Source organism: Sporosarcina sp. P3, from assembly GCF_002743415.1.
Taxonomy (GTDB): domain Bacteria; phylum Bacillota; class Bacilli; order Bacillales_A; family Planococcaceae; genus Sporosarcina; species Sporosarcina ureae_A.
In genome coordinates, this window is sequence record NZ_PDZE01000003.1 from 100606 (window position 1) to 119345 (window position 18740).

General features: G+C 42.7%; 19 protein-coding genes. All 19 read right to left on the reverse strand.

All coding sequences use genetic code 11. The annotated features are described in order from the left end of the window. Positions 1–4: 4 nt before the first annotated feature. Positions 5–1723: an urease subunit alpha gene (gene ureC, locus CSV61_RS04765; protein ID WP_083034225.1), complete on the reverse strand. Its 1719-nt coding sequence runs from the start codon at positions 1721–1723 to the stop codon at positions 5–7. Further along, complete coding sequence (locus CSV61_RS04770; protein WP_099638297.1) at positions 1720–2043, reverse strand: urease subunit beta; 324 nt, start codon at positions 2041–2043, stop codon at positions 1720–1722. The genes ureC and CSV61_RS04770 overlap by 4 nt, the downstream gene beginning before the upstream one ends. 30 nt (positions 2044–2073) lie before the next feature. Further along, positions 2074–2376, reverse strand: coding sequence for an urease subunit gamma (locus tag CSV61_RS04775; protein ID WP_083034227.1), 303 nt, complete (start codon positions 2374–2376; stop codon positions 2074–2076). A 1258-nt stretch (positions 2377–3634) separates the two neighbouring features. Further along, complete coding sequence (locus tag CSV61_RS04780; RefSeq protein WP_099638298.1) at positions 3635–4828, reverse strand: CbiX/SirB N-terminal domain-containing protein; 1194 nt, start codon at positions 4826–4828, stop codon at positions 3635–3637. 21 nt (positions 4829–4849) lie between these two features. Continuing rightward, on the reverse strand, positions 4850–5842 hold the full coding sequence (locus tag CSV61_RS04785) for an ABC transporter substrate-binding protein (RefSeq protein ID WP_099638299.1): 993 nt from the start codon (positions 5840–5842) through the stop codon (positions 4850–4852). Positions 5843–5849: 7 nt separating this feature from the next. Beyond that, the gene (locus CSV61_RS04790) at positions 5850–6623 is read right to left on the reverse strand and encodes an ABC transporter ATP-binding protein (RefSeq protein ID WP_083034230.1); all 774 of its coding nucleotides are present in this window, start codon (positions 6621–6623) and stop codon (positions 5850–5852) included. A 2-nt stretch (positions 6624–6625) separates the two neighbouring features. Beyond that, a complete protein-coding gene (locus tag CSV61_RS04795) occupies positions 6626–7666 on the reverse strand; it encodes a FecCD family ABC transporter permease (protein WP_099638300.1) in 1041 nt (346 codons plus the stop codon). Position 7667: 1 nt separating this feature from the next. Next, a complete protein-coding gene (locus tag CSV61_RS04800) occupies positions 7668–8495 on the reverse strand; it encodes a class I SAM-dependent methyltransferase (RefSeq protein WP_233193518.1) in 828 nt (275 codons plus the stop codon). 39 nt (positions 8496–8534) lie between these two features. Next, on the reverse strand, positions 8535–10016 hold the full coding sequence (locus tag CSV61_RS04805; protein WP_099638302.1) for a cobyric acid synthase: 1482 nt from the start codon (positions 10014–10016) through the stop codon (positions 8535–8537). Then, complete coding sequence (locus tag CSV61_RS04810) at positions 10016–10555, reverse strand: cob(I)yrinic acid a,c-diamide adenosyltransferase (RefSeq protein WP_099638303.1); 540 nt, start codon at positions 10553–10555, stop codon at positions 10016–10018. The genes CSV61_RS04805 and CSV61_RS04810 overlap by 1 nt, the downstream gene beginning before the upstream one ends. Positions 10556–10568: 13 nt before the next feature. Beyond that, entirely contained in the window at positions 10569–11123 is a 555-nt protein-coding gene (locus CSV61_RS04815; protein ID WP_099638304.1) for a nitroreductase family protein, read from the reverse strand. Beyond that, positions 11080–11877, reverse strand: coding sequence for a uroporphyrinogen-III C-methyltransferase (cobA, locus tag CSV61_RS04820; RefSeq protein WP_099638305.1), 798 nt, complete (start codon positions 11875–11877; stop codon positions 11080–11082). The genes CSV61_RS04815 and cobA overlap by 44 nt, the downstream gene beginning before the upstream one ends. Continuing rightward, a complete protein-coding gene (locus tag CSV61_RS04825) occupies positions 11874–12503 on the reverse strand; it encodes a precorrin-2 dehydrogenase/sirohydrochlorin ferrochelatase family protein (RefSeq protein WP_099638306.1) in 630 nt (209 codons plus the stop codon). The genes cobA and CSV61_RS04825 overlap by 4 nt, the downstream gene beginning before the upstream one ends. Beyond that, entirely contained in the window at positions 12500–13858 is a 1359-nt protein-coding gene (locus CSV61_RS04830) for a cobyrinic acid a,c-diamide synthase CobB (RefSeq protein WP_099638307.1), read from the reverse strand. The genes CSV61_RS04825 and CSV61_RS04830 overlap by 4 nt, the downstream gene beginning before the upstream one ends. After that, positions 13855–14991, reverse strand: coding sequence for a cobalt-precorrin 5A hydrolase (locus CSV61_RS04835; protein ID WP_083034239.1), 1137 nt, complete (start codon positions 14989–14991; stop codon positions 13855–13857). Before CSV61_RS04835 ends, CSV61_RS04830 begins: the two co-directional genes overlap by 4 nt. Beyond that, on the reverse strand, positions 14984–15766 hold the full coding sequence (cobM, locus tag CSV61_RS04840; RefSeq protein WP_099638487.1) for a precorrin-4 C(11)-methyltransferase: 783 nt from the start codon (positions 15764–15766) through the stop codon (positions 14984–14986). The genes CSV61_RS04835 and cobM overlap by 8 nt, the downstream gene beginning before the upstream one ends. Further along, positions 15766–16470: a precorrin-2 C(20)-methyltransferase gene (gene cobI / locus CSV61_RS04845; RefSeq protein WP_083035959.1), complete on the reverse strand. Its 705-nt coding sequence runs from the start codon at positions 16468–16470 to the stop codon at positions 15766–15768. The genes cobM and cobI overlap by 1 nt, the downstream gene beginning before the upstream one ends. Beyond that, positions 16470–17663, reverse strand: coding sequence for a precorrin-6y C5,15-methyltransferase (decarboxylating) subunit CbiE (gene cbiE, locus CSV61_RS04850; RefSeq protein ID WP_099638489.1), 1194 nt, complete (start codon positions 17661–17663; stop codon positions 16470–16472). The genes cobI and cbiE overlap by 1 nt, the downstream gene beginning before the upstream one ends. After that, a complete protein-coding gene (locus tag CSV61_RS04855) occupies positions 17638–18732 on the reverse strand; it encodes a cobalt-precorrin-5B (C(1))-methyltransferase (protein ID WP_369824311.1) in 1095 nt (364 codons plus the stop codon). Before CSV61_RS04855 ends, cbiE begins: the two co-directional genes overlap by 26 nt. Positions 18733–18740: the final 8 nt, after the last annotated feature.

Here is an 18740-nt window from a genome sequence, read left to right on the forward strand (position 1 = left end):
CACCTCAGAATAAGAAATAGCGTTGACCCATTGGTACTACGTCAATCGGATCGCATGTGATAAGTTTCCCATCGATTTTCACTTCATACGTTTGTGGATCTACATCAATATCTGGTGTAGCTGTATTTAATTTCATATCTTTTTTCGTAAGACTGCGTATATTGCGAACAGGCAGTACCACTTTTTCAAGTCCAAGCTTCTCTTTTATCCCTTGATCATATGCAATTTGGGAAACAAATGTAATAGAACTTTGCGACAATGCCTTACCGAGTGTTGCATACATCGGACGATAAATCATGGGTTGTGGCGTCGGGATCGTCGCATTGGCATCTCCCATTAAGCTAAAGACTGCCATTCCACTTTTCAATATCATTTCCGGTTTAACGCCAAAGAATTTTGGATCCCATAGGACAAGGTCGGCCATCTTCCCGACTTCAATTGAGCCAATATAATCGGATACACCGTGAGCAATCGCAGGGTTAATCGTATATTTAGCGACGTATCGCTTTACTCGATTATTATCAGAATGCTCATGATCGCCTTCCATAACTCCAAGCTGTTTTTTCATTTTGTGAGCTACTTGCCATGTGCGAAGTGCAACTTCTCCGATACGGCCCATCGCCTGAGAATCGGAGCTTGTCATACTAAAGACACCTAGGTCTTGTAAAATATCTTCCGCTGCAATCGTTTCATTGCGAATACGTGAATCTGCAAATGCGATATCTTCTGGCACGGAAGGATTTAAGTTATGCGCTACCATCACCATATCCAAATGCTCATCAATTGTATTAATTGTATACGGCAATGTCGGATTGGTAGAAGCCGGCAACACGTTCATCATGCCTGCAGATTTAATCAAATCCGGAGCATGTCCGCCTCCTGCACCCTCTGTATGGTACATATGGATACCGCGACCATCAATGGCTTTGATCGTATCTTCAAAGAATCCGGATTCGTTTAATGTATCCGCGTGAAGTGCGACTTGCACGTCATATTCATCAGCAATGCGTAATGCATGATCGAGAACAGACGGTGTCGCGCCCCAATCTTCATGAACTTTCAAACCAATCGCACCGGCAATTATTTGTTCAGCTAATGGGCCTCCTGCTGCTGCATGCCCTTTCCCTGTTAAACCGATATTGATCGGTTGTCCATCCAAAGCCTTCAGCATGGAATGAAGATGCCAAGCACCCGGTGTGGCAGTCGTAGCTCTAGAACCATCTCCTGGTCCAGCTCCACCACCGATTAGTGTTGTCGTTCCCGAAGTAAGCGCGACATCTACTTGTGCCGGATTAATAAAGTGCACGTGCGTATCAATTGCACCGGCAGTAATGATTTTACCTTCACCCGAAATAACTTCAGTGGACGTTCCAATAATAATATCCACTTTGTCTTGCACAAGGGGATTCCCAGCTTTGCCTATACCCGAAATTTTACCGTCTCGAATGGCAAGATCTGCTTTATATATACCTGTGTAGTCAAGTACAACGACATTTGTTATGACTGTATCAGGTACGCGTTCATCCTCTTCGCGCGTAATGTACGGATGCTGTCCCATTCCATCACGAATGACTTTCCCGCCACCGAACACAACTTCTTCTCCATATTTCGTGTAGTCTTTTTCGATTTGGATAAATAAATCTGTATCTGCTAGTCGGACAGAGTCTCCGGTTGTCGGTCCGTACATTTGAGCATATTGCTCTCTATCCATTTTAAAACTCATTTTGTATTCCCGCCTTCCAATGCTCCGTCTACTTTATTGTGAAATCCGTACACTTCTCTTTCTCCAGCATAGTCAATTAGCTGTACTTCTTTTTCATCGCCCGGCTCAAAACGAACAGCAGCGCCCGCAGGAATATTGAGACGTTTACCATATGTCACTTCTCGATCAAACCTTAATGCATTATTCACTTCATAAAAATGGTAATGAGAACCGATTTGGATGGGTCTGTCGCCATGATTAATAACTTGTACATGTATACTCTCTGCACCTTCATTACAAATGATTGGTTCATTTTTTAAAATATATTCGCCTGGTATCATCGTTACGTCCCCTTTCTATTTCATAAACATTTATCTTATCGGGTTATGCACTGTAACTAATTTCGTCCCATCCGGGAACGTTGCTTCTACTTGAATATCATCAATCATTTCTGGAATTCCATCCATTACATCTTCACGGGATAAAATCGTCGCGCCGTAAGCCATAAGTTCCGCAACTGTTTTACCATCTCTGGCACCTTCTATCACCTCATATGTAATAAGAGCGATTGCTTCTGGGTGGTTCAGCTTAAGTCCTCGCTCCCTACGTCTTCTGGCAAGGTCTGCAGCAACGACGATCATTAATTTATCAATTTCACGCGGTAGTAAGCGCATGGTTCAACCTCCTAAAATAAAATAATATATTGCAGTACTGCTCTTTACTCCAATTGAATCCTATATAATTCACTTAACCTTCTTTCAAGCGTGAAAATTCCGATTACATGACGATTCCTTCTATACTCTACATTTTCCCATCACATACTACATATGAACTAATTCATGTGCATATAATAAATACAACTTCTCGCAGTTTACCCTAATGCAAGTTAGCATAAACGTTGCCTTGTTTAACTTTTCGCTGCAAAAAGCTAGCGATTGCCGTAGAGATCATTTGTTCTATCAAATATAGGTTCGAATTGTACGACAAAGTAATCAGATGTTTTATTTAATGGTCTATTCGCAGTTGGTTTGTTAATGACCCATGCCGTCAGGGGGTGATCGGTGAGCTTTTACATACTTCAAACAACTGGAAAGGAAGGATAGTCTACTTTCTTTACCACAAAGTTAAGGAAAGTAGTTTGGAGTTTCTGCTACTAATTTATTGTACAGTTTCTCGGGGAAGATTCAAGTGTTCCCGCTTATGGAAAGGCTGGTATGAAACAATACTTATCTCCAACCGTGATGCTACTATTTCTGTACGAAAAAATAGGCTGTAAGATTTTTACCAATACCTGATTTCAATACAAATTCAGTGTTATCTTACATCAGCCTGACTGCTCGCTCAGGTGGTGTAGTAAACCCACTGTACGGGCGGTTTTTTCGGTAACAGCGGTTCATAGGCTCCATTATTTGCTGCTCCCTATTTGTTTATCCGAAGATCCTATCTTCTGTTTTTGTCTGCTTGACCAAAGGCGGATAGGAATGCCATTTACCCTGAATTCTTCTATCCACACTTCCTCCTACGTTCTGTAACAGCTTTTTTCTGTTTCAGTACATATAAGTAAGTTCGTATATAGGCAACTTATAGTTGGTTGGGATCCCTGACTGACTACCGATATTTTGTGTAACATTTATTAATAAAACGTAATCTTTTAACAATCATACTTGTTGATCTTGCAGATGCCTTTTAACAACGCGAATTCCCCGCTTCCGTTCTGGCCAATCATGACAGACAGCGTCTGCGACCAGAAAAGAGCGGGGGAAAATGTACAGCAAGAGTTTAAAGCATTTTTAATGCTTGTTGGTTTTTCTTTCCACTACTATATTAAATTTCTTGCCTATGGTCATTCCTATCATTCACCGTCTCCTAAGTAAAAATGAGATTCTTCATCCCGAGTCTCAAGCCGATACCTAAAAAATACCGTATGACTGTTTAATGATGATGGTGCTCATATCCATGTTCTTCTGCATATTTGCGGAAGTTCTCTAAATCTTGCATGCCGGTCGAAGTACCATCTAATGCTTGATTCATGCGTTCCAGCAATACGGTCTGTAAATTTGGATGATAGCCAAAGTACTCAGCAATTTCGATCGTCGTATTTGGATGATCCTCTCTGAACTGTCCAGCATATTTTTTCATTCGTTCCATTAAAATTCCCGTGAACAAAAAGTATGGCAGCATAATAACTCTCTTTGCACCTAATTCTATACAACGCTCCATTCCTTCCTGCACCGTGGGCGTCGTCACTCCCATGAAGGCATTTTCAACTATGGGCACATGCAATTTCTCCCACAGCAAACTACTGATCTTATAAAAATCTGCCTTCGCATCCATGTCACTGCTGCCTCGCCCAATAAAGAGAATGGCTGTATCTTCATGCTTTTGATTCACATCAAATCCTACTTCAGCAAGTCTTGTCAGTAAGATATCAATTACTTCCTCATGAATACCTATCGTTTGGCCATAAGTGAAGTGAATATCCGGAAAATGCTCTTTCGCATGTTCAATTTCTGCTGGTATATGGAGTTTTGAGTGGCCTGCATGCAACAGGATAATGGGAATCACATGAACTTCATCCGCACCTTTTTCAATGCACAATTGAATACCGTCTTCGATCGTGGGGGATGCGAATTCAAGAAAGCAAGTTTCTACCAGTAAAGTCGGATCAACCTGCCCTTTTATCCGGTCGATAAATTGGCGGACTTCTTCGTTTCCTGCCTCCAATCGACTCCCGTGTCCGACAAATAATACAGCTTTTTTCTTCGGCCCTCTTTTTTTTCGATATTTATTGATTCCTTTAAAGCGTGATTCACCACGTTTTCGTTCACCGTTTTCCATTGAATAAATTATGGAATTCTCTGCTACGGATTCATGAACAATAGCACGCGCTGTTTCTTCTTGCTGCACGGAGTACCATGTCCCTTTTGGGTAATCAATGACGACACATTTATCTTTACAGCGACCGTTACAACGTGTGCGCGATGTATGAATTTTTTCGTCTAAACGATTTATGCGGATTTCGTCACGAATCTGTTGGGTGACTTCCTCAGCTCCAGCTCCCATACAAGTAGATCCGTTGCAGATGAGCACATGTCGTTGCATTTGCGTTAAGTTCCAAGTAGTCATAACTTCCAACCTCCCATACAATTAGTAAGCGTCCGGGTAGAAACCTTTTGCTAAAATTTCGACTGCTTCTGCTACACGAACACCTTCAGAAGCTGCCGACAATGGTAAAGTGATAAACTTTTCATTTTGTACGGCAGGCGTTTGGCTTAGTGCCGGATCTGATTTAAGGAAATTAATTTTTTGCTCTACTGTGGTTGAACCGTAATCAATTACAACAATCACTTCCGGCTGACGATCAACCGCGTCTTCTTTTGAAACAGTGGCCCAGTTCCCTTCCACATCACTAAAAATATTGTGGCCGCCAGCCATTGTCACTAGTGTATTCATAAAGTTCTGTGTTGCCGTGAAGACTTCCGTTTCACCACTATCGAATACTAGGACTTCCAACGGTTCTTTCACTTCAGGTAGTTCAGCTGTAATTTCTTTGATATCTTGATTCATCTGACCAACTAGTTCTTCCCCACGTTCTTCTATTCTGAATATCTTCGCGATATTGCGAATATCTGTATAAATGTCTTCTAAAGTTGGCGCTACTTTAGTAGATGACATCTGTAAATAGCTATCGATGCCCAGCTCCTTTAACTCTTCACGTGTTGCAATGGATTTTTCAGTAAATGCACTTGACCAGCCACCGTATAGAAAGTCTGCTTCCACTTCGATCACTTGCTCTTTGGATGGATATTGTTCCGCTAATACGGGGACTTCCTCATATGCTTCCTGTAATGGCTTGTAGATCTTGTCATCTAAATAGGCTGTACCGACCATTGAATCTTCCAAACCAAGCGCCAGCATGATTTCTGTTACATGCTGGTTTAATGAAATTGCACGTTTTGGTGCTTCATCGTATTCAATGATAAAGTCATTGTTGTCAATAACGACTTTTTCCCCCTGCTCTGTTTGTCCGTTTTTCGTAACGTCCTTCTCGTCTTCATTTTCTGTATCTTTATTTGAGCATGCTGCTAATACAAGCAACATACTAAAAAACATGAATGTCCAGATTAATTTCTTTTTCATATGCCCACTATTCTCCCTGTATTTTCTGTGTGAAAAATAAATGTAGTTTTTGTGTAAATGGATTCTTTGAAATATCGGCTTGTACATGGAAAACTTGCTCTATCGTTTCCTCTGTCAGCACCTGTTCCGGTGTTCCTTTCATATGAAGAACCCCTTCTTTTATTAAAAGTAATTCATCACAATAACTGGATGCTAAATTCAAATCATGCAATGCTGCTATGATGGTAATAGGCAGTTCTTTCACCAAATCCATTAACTGAAGCTGGTGTTCGATATCCAAATGATTGGTCGGTTCATCCAAAATCAATATTTCTGCCTGTTGTGCGAGTGCGCGTGCCAACATAACCCGTTTCTTTTCGCCACCCGATAATTGACCGAGCGTTCGATCTTTTAAATAAAGTACATTGGCAAGCCGCATGCTTTCTTCAACAATAGCAAAATCTTCTTTGCTGTCTTTTGCAAGCCATTGTTTATATGGCGTCCGTCCCATCATGACTAAATCTTTTACGGTAAAGTCAAATAGTACAGGGGTTTCCTGACTCACGACAGCCATTTCTCGCGCGATCTTTTTTTGAGTCATTTGATTCATGTCTTTTTCATATAACGTCACAACTCCGCTTGTTTGCTGTAAATAGCGGTAAATAATTTTTAACATCGTTGATTTCCCACTACCATTGGGGCCTATAACGCCAATAAGCTTGCCTTGATCCAATGAAAAGGATATATCATGCAAAATTTTCTTTTCCAACACTGAAAATGAAATATTTTTTACTTGCAACATCTTTATTCACCATCCCCAAAAGTGTATCGACGGCGTCTAAGCATCCAAATAAAGAAGGGACCTCCGCAAATAGCAGTCACAATTCCAATTGGCATTTCTTCTGGCGCTATCGCAATACGCGCAGCCACATCCGCCCATACTAAGAAAACCGCACCCATTAATACACTAATCGGTAAAACCAGCTTGTAGTTTGAACCTACCATCATTCGCACAAAATGCGGTATTATTAATCCAACGAAACCAATGCTTCCGCTGCTTGCAACCACAACACCCGTCAGTAACGAGACGACAAGGATAATAAAAATCCGAAAACGGTCTAAATTTATGCCCAGAGTAGTAGCCAGTTCTTCACCGAGGAGTAGCGCATTAAGCTGGCGGTAATTGAATACTAGTAAGAGAAAAATGAAGAGGAATGTAAAAAACGGCAATCCAATTGTTGACCACTTCGCGCCTGCCAAACTACCAAGCATCCAATGTATTACAGCTTGAATGCCGCCTTGTTGTTTTGATGTCATAAGCATAAAATTTGTGATGGCCGAAAATACCATTGAAATTGCAATTCCTGCCAGAAGCAGACGAATAACAGATGTCCGTCCGTTGACACGTGCCAATAGAAATACGATAACGACTGCAAAAATAGCTCCCAAAAAAGCAGCGACAGATAATGCATAGGTTCCTAAAAAGCTGAATGCACCAAGTAAAATGACCAATGTCGCGCCAACTGATGCGCCGGACGACACGCCTAAAATATAAGGATCCGCAATAGGATTCCTTACAAGCGCCTGAATTGCTGCGCCGCTGACAGCAAGGGCTGCCCCGACTATCGCTGCAAGTATAATCCTTGGCAAACGAATTTCCCATACAATAATGCTCTGTGCCTTTGAAGCGGTAGACTCTACCGATAAACCGATGTTCGAAAATAGGACTTCCCAAATAATAATCGGGGTGATATCAACAGAACCCACCATGACTCCAAATGTCATAGAAGCAAGCAACACTGCCAGCAATGCTCCTGTTAATAGTGTGAATCGTAACTTAGTCATGTTATATCGATGGCTCCCAGTTAATGATTGCTGCATAAAAAGGGTGACGGTACACGTAACGACCTTCCTCCAATGTAACAAAAGGTTCTAGCGAAGCTTTCACATGTGCCATTTCAAACTGCCGTGATAGGATTTTTTTGCTTTGTGTTTCATATAGTTGTTCCAATGTATCGTAACGGTATGTACGCTCCAGCTTGACCATTTCACAATCTGCGTAAATGCCTAGTTGATACAGTATATTGAGAATGGCAATATAATCGCGGCGCGGATATTTAATGTCATAGCCATACCGCTTATCTAAGACAACGTAATGCGGTTGAATCGGGCCGGTCGTTAAGCCGATGATGGCACGTTTTTGCGCAATTGCATTCATTTTTTCCAGTGCTTCTTTCATTTCATACATACGGTAAAAGCAATTTACTCCGACGACTACATCATGTGGCTCAACTTGCACTTCTTCCCATTTGCTATTCATAAAACGAACCGGCGCATCGCTCTCATAATATTGTCTTAAATAAGCAAGCACACTTTCGGAACCATCTACAAGTGTCAGACTTTTTACGTCTTCACTTAACGGAAATGTATAGTTTCCCCACCCCGGTCCGATTTCCAGGCAGCTTGCATCCCGCGGAATATAACGTTTCATTTTTTCATAGATTTGATCTGCATAGTCATCTGTTTGTTTATATGTCTTTTTCTTCATGGACTGCGCCCAAAATGCTTCTTCCAGCTCGTCATCCACCATACGCTCTGGCATATTACCGTGCCAATCTAACATGCCTTCTTTCCAGAGTTTTTCAAAATCGATTTCTAAAGGGGATCCCTTCATGATTGAACCTTCTCCTCAATGCTTTCTATAATCAATTTGCTACGTTGACGCATCCAGTAACTCATAGATTTTATTCATATTTAAATATTTGCGCACATGACGTTCCAACATTTCATACGCCTGCTCCCGCCGGTCATAGTCTGAATGAATTTCACCTGTTACTTCCGCCAAGCCTTTGGCCACGCGGATTTGGTTAAAATACTTACGGGTAAACGGACGATTTTGAAAAACCCCGTGTAAATATGTACCTATGACTTGCTCTGTATACACACCATCTTGTCTGCCATCTTCCGTGCAGATAAAGCTTTGGATCGGCTGGGTTGGTGTACTGCATCCCAGATAAAATGCAAAACCCGTCATCTTCTGGCCCGCATAGTTCGTCCCCTTGATTTGAGTTGTTTGATTCTCATCAACTAACATCGTTTTAATTGGCAGTAAGTCAAGTGTGGAATACGTCGCACCTTCGTTTTCAACTGTCCGATTGTCTACTATCGATTCACCAAGCATTTGGTAACCACTGCAAATCCCTATCATTTTCTTCCCTTTTTGTGACTGCTGTAGAATCTCTTGAGCCAAACCCGTTTCTTGCAGCCATACATAATCTTCAATTGTATTCTTCGTCCCCGGTAGAATGATGACATCCGGGTTCTTCAAATCTTTCAAGGAAGAAACAAAGCGCACACCTACGTCAGGCTCTTCAAATAATGGATCAAGGTCTGTAAAGTTAGAAATCAAAGGGAAACGAATAACTGCAACGTCAATATCAAACTCTTGACGCTGGGGTCTCTTTAAACGCAGGCTCGACAGCGCCATCGAATCCTCGGCTTCAATTTGTACATCAAAATACGGAATGACACCAAGTACTTGAATGCCTGTATAGTCCTCAAGCCAATCGATGCCGCTGTCGAGCAATTCCTTCATGCCGCGGAATTTATTAATGACAATCCCTTTTACACGTGCGCGCTCTTCATCATCCAGCAACATCAAAGTACCGACAATCGATGCAAATACCCCACCACGTTCAATATCAGCCACTAAAATAACAGCTGCATCTGTTTCATGAGCCATTCGCATATTGGCGATATCCCGGCTTTTCAAATTAATTTCAGCCGGGCTTCCCGCACCTTCCAATACCAAGACATCGTATTGTGCCTCTAAACGCCGCAGCGACTTTCGCACTTCTGGCATTACTTGCTCAACGAAGTTTTCACGGTACGAAACCGCATCCATATGAGCAAATGGTTTGCCGTGTAAAATCACTTCCGACACCATATTCCCTGTCGGTTTTAATAAAATCGGATTCATGTCGGTTGTGGCGTGAATTTTTGCGGCTTCCGCCTGGACACCCTGTGCCCGGCCGATTTCATCGCCATCTTGGGTGACGTAGGAATTCAGTGCCATATTTTGTGATTTAAATGGCGCAACCCGGTACCCGTCGTTAGCTAAAATACGACAGAGCGCAGTGCATAAAACACTTTTTCCCACATCCGATGCGGTGCCTTGAATCATAATGGCTTTCATTAAAATTCTAGACCTTTCATGGCCTGGACATCTTGATCTGTATAATAATGTTTTGTTGCATCAATGGTTGAGACTAAATCGGCTAATTCCAGAATTGATGGATGCGCGGAACGTCCTGTGATGACCAAGTGCATGGACTTTGGACGGTTCACTATTGCCTCTACTACTTCTTCCAGCGGCAACACATCATCGACCGGAAAACGTGTGATAGATAACGCATTATTGAGCTCATCTAGCACCAAAACATCTGTCGTTTCGTCTTGCAACTCTTCTTTTACCGTCTGCCATGCTTTTGCAAGTGCTTCCCGGTGTTCCTCCGGTGTTTTTGTCCATGTGAATCCGATACCTAATTGCACGGTTTCAACCCCTAGTTTTCGCAAAGCAATTTGCTCACCATATGTGCGTTCAGGCGATTTAATAAATTGATAATATTTCACCTTCATGCCGCGACCAATTGCACGTAAAGTAACACCGAGTGAGGCAGTGGTTTTTCCTTTGCCTTCACCTGTATATACTAGTAACATTCCTTGTCGTGCCATTTACAATTCCCCCTTATAGCCAAGTTGTTTTTTCAGTATATGACGTACGTTTTTTGACAGAAGTTATTTCTTCTGCCGGGTACCCAATACACAGCGTTCCTATTAGTTGTTCCTGATCCGACGCACCGATAAATGAATGTAGTGCTGTTTCATGCACCAACCCTACACCGCGCGTACGCCACACCATGCCTAAACCTAGTTGTTCCGCCATTAGCCACATCGACATAATGGCACCACTTACTGCAAAGGTATTGTCCTTCGTAGCCCCTTCATCTCCATCCACAATGGCGGAAGTTACCACGATAATCAGCGGTGTTTGTCTGATCGCTTCCATTGAACCTTCCACTAAATGTGGTTTTGTCGGAAAGCGTTTTTGTAAATACCCGAGTGCCACTTGTTCATACTGTTTCAAACTGTCACCTTGTAATATATAAAAATGCCAAGGTTCACGCATACGGTCGTTTGGTGCATATGTTGCTGCCTCCAATAGCGTCTCAATCTTTTCTCGTTCCACTTCACGCGTTTCAAATTGTCGAATCGCACGGCGTTTTTTTAATGTCTCTAACATTATTTTTGCTCCTTTCTTCAAACCAATGAATCTCTTCACGTACACCTACTACGTCACCTACTAAAATCATGGACGGATTCGAGATGTGATGTTTCTTAATTTCTTGTGAAATCGTTGTGAGAGTCCCCGTAATCGTACGTTGTTCTTCAGTAGTTCCCCATTCAATAACCGCAACAGGGGTTGTTTCATCTTTACCGTTTTCTATTAAGCTTTTCGTAATATGTCCGATGTTTCCGACGCTCATATAAAACGCCACCGTGTCAATCTGGGCAAGCGCCGCCCAGTGTAAGAAATCCTGTCCTTTTTCGGCGCGACCATGGCCTGGAACAATGGCAAAGCTTGCAGCATGATCACGGTGTGTAACCGGGATTCCTGCATAAGCTGGCGCCGCAATGCCTGCTGTTATTCCTGGAACAATTTCAAATGGTATGCGGGCTTGTCGTAAAACTGCGGCTTCTTCAGCACCGCGTCCGAAGACAAACGGGTCTCCACCTTTTAAGCGCAACACTTGCTTGCCACAACTTGCATGCTGAACCAGCGCACGATGGATTTCATCTTGAATCATTCCATGTTTACCTGGTTCTTTGCCGCAATAAATAAGCTCAGCATCCGCTTTCGCATGTTGCAGTAATTCAACATTTACCAGTCGGTCATATAAGATCACGTCCGCCTGCTGAATACATTCTAATCCTCTGATTGTCAATAGTTTCGGGTCACCAGGACCAGCCCCTACAATATATACAAATCCGCTCAATGTTGTTCTCCTATCCGTTGTTGTAGCCATTCTTCACATTTTTGATCTTCACCTTGCTCCATCCACTCTAAGAGTTTTGGATCCAGGAGTTCAGCCAGAACTTGTTTTTTCGTCTCTCCGTGAAACACTTGTAAGACTTGCTGACGGGCTTTCCTTAAGAAAGAAACATATGATGCATAATGGTCTCCAAATTGCTCCGCTAAATCCGTCTTTACCTTACGCGTTAAACCAGGACTGGCCCCTGATGTTGATACAGTCACAACAAATTCTCCGCGGCGAACGACTGCCGGATTGATGAAATCAACACGCCCTTTTGCATCCGCACGACTGAGTAATTGCCAATGCTGTGTTGCTTCTTCCACTGCATTGTTTACTTCTACATCATTTGTAACAGCAAAAACCAAGGAGGCATCGTCTAAGTCAGCTGATTCAAATGCCTTTTCTTTCCACGTAACAAGCCCATCTCCGACATACCGTTGTACCTTCTCTGTCACTGATGGACTGACTACGGTTATCATTGCTTTCGTCTGAAGTAAGGCTTCTATTTTTTGACTTGCTACATGCCCCCCTCCAATAATGACAACCTTTTTATAATCCACATTCATTAACAGCGGAAAATAGTTCAATGTTCTCCCTCCAAACATGCTTTCAGCCAATTTCGCACAAGCTGGGGATTTGAGGCAAAATGAAATTGTGTAAAGCCCGCTACAAGGTTTTTATGTAAATAACCTTCCTGCTGAACGCGAAAACGGCTTTTACTGAAATACGCTGGGCTAGTATGCTCTCCCTCATATTTCGAATAATGAAACTCATGCCCTTTTGCCTGTGTCTCTTCATCAATTAAGAAATTTCCTGTAACACCTGTAATTTCTCTATAACCGAGTGCCGCCCGCTTATCCTGCATAAGCACACGCCCCGGGATCACACCAAGCATTGGAAACTTTCGCTCCTGCCGATCGATGATTTCTTCTGTCAGATACATAAAACCGCCACATTCGGCCAATGTCGGTAATCCACGACTAATTGCATTTTTTAATGATTCCTTCACTTTTTCATTTGTTGCTAATTGTTCTGCAAACTCTTCGGGGAAACCGCCACCGATATATACTCCCTGCGCTTTATTCGGAACTTCCTCATCTCGTAACGGAGAGAAGAAATGCAAAGTTGCACCATATGCACGCAGTAATTCCAGGTTTTCTTCATAATAGAAGTTAAATGCTGCATCCTTAGCTACTGCAATATGAACTTCTTGGCTTTCTGTCTGAACATCAAAAATCGATGAGGATTCTTCTATTGTTTGCGCATTTGTAATTTCCATCAGCTGCTCAATGTTCACAGTTTCTTCAATGGCAGTTGCCAGACTATCAAAATAAGAATCCAGATCACCGCGTTCAATGGCCGGAACCAAGCCCAAGTGACGGCTTGGCATTGTAGGTACAGCATCTTTTGGCAGGTAACCGATAACTGGAATTCCACATTCTTTTTCTATTGCTGTTTTGACAATGTCATAATGATTCTTACTGCCTAATTGGTTCGCAATGACACCGACAATGTTGGAGTTTTCATCCAGTGACTGGAATCCTTTAACGATTGCTGCTACACTTCTCGCCATACTTGCTGCATTGACAATTAAAATGACGGGACTATTTGTAATATCGCTTATGTGTGCAGCCGATCCTTCATTTGACAAAGGCGATCTACCATCGTAAAAGCCCATCACGCCTTCAATAATGGCTACGTCTGCATCTCGGCTGGCTCTTGCGACAATCGCACGTATCGTATCATGAGCCATCATGTAACTATCCACATTTCGTGACGGTCGTTTGGTGACAGCTGTATGATAGGCCGTATCGATATAGTCCGGACCGCATTTAAAGCCTTGTACGGTTAAACCACGCTTCATAAGTGCCCGCATAATCCCAATGGTGAACGTTGTTTTCCCAACACCGCTCCCTGTACCAGCCAGTACAAATCGATTCATTGTTCTCTCTCCTCAAAATTGACACGCGCAATGGATACCGTCACATTGCCACTTTTCTTTTTCTCTAATACTAACTCTCTTGCATTTGCACAGCGCAATGCTGCCGGCTCGCTCACACCGTATGCACCTGTATATTTGAATACGGTTTCAGACGGGTTAAGCAACGGCATTTCATTTAGCTGTTCAGGTGTATACGTAACAAACGACCAATTATGCTTGGCAGTCAATTCAAGCAGCCCTGTCTCATCTTTTTTCAAATCTATAGTTGCTACCGCTTTTACACTTTTTTTACTCAAACACAGTTCTGCTAATGTTTCATCTATGACCTGCTCAATTTCCTCCAGTGCTGTTCCACGATTACAGCCAATGCCGAGCACAATGGATTTCGGACGGTAGATCACTCCGTTTTCCAGCAACACTTCCTCATGTGCATCGATTAATCGATCTGTTATAAGTAGGGTTGCCTGAGGCTGTGCCTGAATTGCTTCTGTTGTTGACGCATAGATTTTCAAATTGGCCGGCATAGTACGATCATGCATCCACCAATTTTTTTCACCTGTTTCCTGTACAATTGCCACATGCTCTTCATTAACAACTGATGCACTGACCGGCAGCAGTTTTTCTTCGCTATCCCACATCCAGCCAAATTGAGCACCAAATAAATCGACCGGTATAGTTTTTTGCACATCCGAAGCAGTCGTAACTACAGGTACAGCACCGATTGCTTGTGCAAACTCGTAAGTCAGCGCATTAGCACCGCCAATATGCCCTGATAATAAGCTGATGACGTATTGGCCCAGATCATCAACAACCAATACAGCAGGATCTGTCATTTTATCCACCATAATTGGAGCGATCATACGAACAACTGCGCCCAGCGAAATGATACAAATGACTCCTTTGTATTGCTGGAACAAAGCGGGCAATAATAATCGTACGGTTCCGTCAAACAGTTGAATTTGGCGTGCTTCTTCATCACCTTTAGCGAATTTTTTCATATAGTAAAGGTCTGCGTACGGAAATGTTTCCGTATAGCTTCTCGCATTGGCAACTCCGTGTTTCGTAATGGCGACGAGAGCATACGGTTTGCGCTTTTCAATGACGGGAATTTCACCTTCGCGTAAATTAATCATCCGCTTTCACGCCTTTTCGGAAACCATGGGTAAATGTTTTATCATACAGCTTTGAACGATACTCTTTTTCATGAATATTCGGGTCTAATGCCCAGCCTGCCAAAATCATCGCATGCTTACGAATACCATTGATACGCATCGCTTCATCTAGTTCAATCAATGTTGTCTGAACAATTTTTTCATCCGGCCATGTAGCACGCTGCACGACAGCTACCGGCGTGTCATCTGCCCATCCGGCTGCTTGCAACTCTTTTACAATTTTCTTTGTTAATGTCGCACTTAAAAACATAGCTATCGTACAATGATGACTTGCAAGTATCTGTAACTTTTCGCGTTCAGGTACAGGAGTACGCCCTTCCGCCCTGGTTAGAATAAGTGTTTGTGTTAAATCAGGGACCGTCAGCTCTGCACCGACTGCCGCCGCAGCAGCAAAAACAGAACTCACGCCCGGCACTACTTCATAACCAATATTATGATGCTTCAGTAATGCCACTTGTTCCATTGTTGCGCCATACATCGCTGGATCCCCCGTATGTAATCGTACAACCGTTTTTCCGGCATTGACTCGTTCGACCATACAATCCACCATTTCCTGAAGATGCATTCCTGCCGTACGGATAACTTCTGCCGATTCTTTCGCTTCCTCCACTAACTTTTCGCTTACAAGTGAATCGGTATACATGACAACATCTGCTTGCTGTAATAGCTTCAAGCCTTTCACCGTTATTAAATCAGGATCTCCTGGACCTGCACCGATAATCCAAATTTTCTTCATCATTTGCGCACCACCATACATGACAAGTAATTTAAATCCGCACCTCTAAGTTCGTCCGTATTCCAAATCACTTCTTCGTCAGAAGTAACTTTTGTCACTACATGCGTTTTTTCTAGTAATTTCATTTCCTCCAATAAATCCAACATTTCATCCAGTACTTTGGCTACTTTAATAAAAACAATTGCATCGTGACTTTCAATAACTTGACGCATCTGTTCCATATTTTCTGTAGCAGGAATCATGGCCACGTGGTCATCACCTTCAGCTAATGCAATCCCTAACCGATTCGCTGAACCATTAAATGACGAAATACCGGCCACTGTTTCAATAGGTACTTCCGGATGCTTTGTTTTCATTATTCCCAGTAAGTGAATGAATGTACTAAACAGCATCGGGTCCCCTTCCGTCACAAACGCTACATCTTTTCCATCTGCTAAGTAACGGTAAATCTCTTCTGCTGCTTTTTCCCATGCAGTACGCAATACTTCTTCTTCTTTGGTCATGGGGAAGACTATACCGAGCATCTCTTTTTCAGCCGGATTAATATAAACGTCTACGATACGATGGGCATAAGACTTGCTGCCTCTTAATTTTTTGGGGTACGCAATGACCGGGCATTCTTGTAATTTACGAAATGCTTTTACAGTAATTAATTCAGGGTCTCCTGGTCCAACACCTAATCCGTATAATTTTCCTATTGTCATCATTTCTGTCCTTTCTGTGCTGTCACTATATAAATGGGGTTCAACGGTTCAAAACGTGTTAAATGTAAAATCGGTTTACTCTTTGAGAGTTGTGCCTGCAATATGGACACTTCGCAGCCTAACGCTTTTAAATGTCTCATCGCTTCAGCCAGATTTTCTATCGTGGCGATATTCATGACAAGTCGGCCATTCGGCTGCAGACGCGAAACACAGGTTTGCAACAACCGCTCCATATTCCCTCCATTACCGCCAATGAAAATTGCATGGGGGTCTGGGAATTCTTCCAGACGTTCCGGCGCTTTACCCAGCACCGCAACAAAGTCTGTACGATGTTTCAATTGATTTTCCAAACAGTTTTCAAGGTCACCTTCATTTTTTTCAATGGCGTACACTGCCCCGTCCCGAGCTATTTTTGCTGCTTCAATCGCAACAGAACCTGTGCAAGTTCCAATGTCCCAAACCACGCTGTTTTCTTTAAGTTTTAGCTCTTGTAGACAAAGTGTTCGAATTTCTCTTTTTGTAATTAAGCCTTTATCCGGTTTTCGCTGCAGAAATGCATCATCTGGAATACCAAGAGAAGCACGTTCCACTGTATGGCGCTGCTTTAAGATCACTACATTTAAAGGGGAAAATGAAGTTTGTTCCATTTCATCTAGCGAGAGGAAACGGCAGCGTTCATTTTCTCCTTGCAGATTTTCGGCAACAAAGGCATCGTACTCCATCATGTCAAAGCGTTTTAAATACGTCGCAATGGCTTGTGGGGAGTTCGTTTCATCGGTTAATATCGCTATTTTTTTACGCCCGTCTATTTTCTGTGCAAAACCTCTTATAGATCGGCCATGCAGGCTGACAATGTACGCATCTTGCCAACTTTCCTGCATTTTTGAAAAAGCCAGTTGAACCGAACTTGTATATGGATAGATCTCCAGTTGCAGTTTTTTTGACAGTACGCCACCCAGCCCATAAAACAATGGATCACCGGACACCAAAATAACGGTATTACGTGTTTCTTCCTTTAATTCCGCTGTTAATGCTGACAAACCGCCCTTAATTACTTTCTTTTCTTTTTCAAATGAAGGGAAAAATTGAAGGTGGCGTTCTCCACCTACTAGCACATCACATTCATTGATCCACTCTATATATTGAGGGAGCAATCCTGCCGCGCCATTATCCCCTATACCAATCATTTTCATCCAATTTGTCAATGTTCTCAGCCTTTCCTAAACAGTCTCCATTCATTGCATACAATGATGTCGATACTTCAACCTCGGCGTTCATATGATTTAGAGCATAGTAGCAGCAGTTTTTACTCAGCGCTTCAAAGAACGCATCGTTTCCTTGAAGTATTTCGCCAACTTGTGATGCAGTGTTGGCCTGCAGAATTTCCTCCTGAGTTTTTTCATCGACACCTACTCTATTTGCCATTTCCGCCAAAAATCCGAAGTTGATCGGCGCGCTTTTTGAGTGAACCATCATTACGCCCTGTGCCAGTTTTGAAAACTTTCCCATCATTCCCACCAGGGAAACTTTGGCGATTTTCTTGCGCGCAATATTCTTAAGCGTAAAACCAATAAAATCGCCCATTTCTATGAAGGCTTCTTCCGGTAAATGCGGATATTGTTTCAAAGCAAACTTTTCACTGCGGCCGCCTGTCGTGATAACCACATGATCACAGCCCGCTTCTTTTGCCACACTGATTGCCTGCGCAATACTTGCCATGAAGGCAGAACTCGAAAATGGCACTACTGTCCCGCGGGTTCCTAATATTGAAATTCCTCCAATAATACCCAGACGCCCATTCAATGTTTTTTTAGCAATTTCTTCTCCATCAGGTACGGAAATCACCACATCTATTCCGCGTTTCAATTGGTAATGCTCGAATCCTTCTTGTGCAACCCCAAGTATCATTTTACGTGGTACCGGGTTAATGGCTGCTTGACCGACGGGTACGGGGAGTCCCGGTTTCGTCACCCGTCCTACGCCAATCCCTCCGTCCAAATGGATACCTTCTTCCTTTGAATAGTAAACAGTACTCTGAATCCGGGCTTTGTGTGTCGCATCAGGATCATCGCCCGCATCTTTGATGGTCTCGCACATTACACCGCCATCTACTACTTCAAATGCCGTCACTTTGAATGTGGCGTACTTGCCAACAGGTAAATAAATAGTGACTTCTTCCGGCACTTTTCCCGTCACCAATCCTTGTAACGCTGCCTTGGTCATTGCCGTAGCACAAGATCCTGTAGTGTAGCCATGACGCATTTTTGATG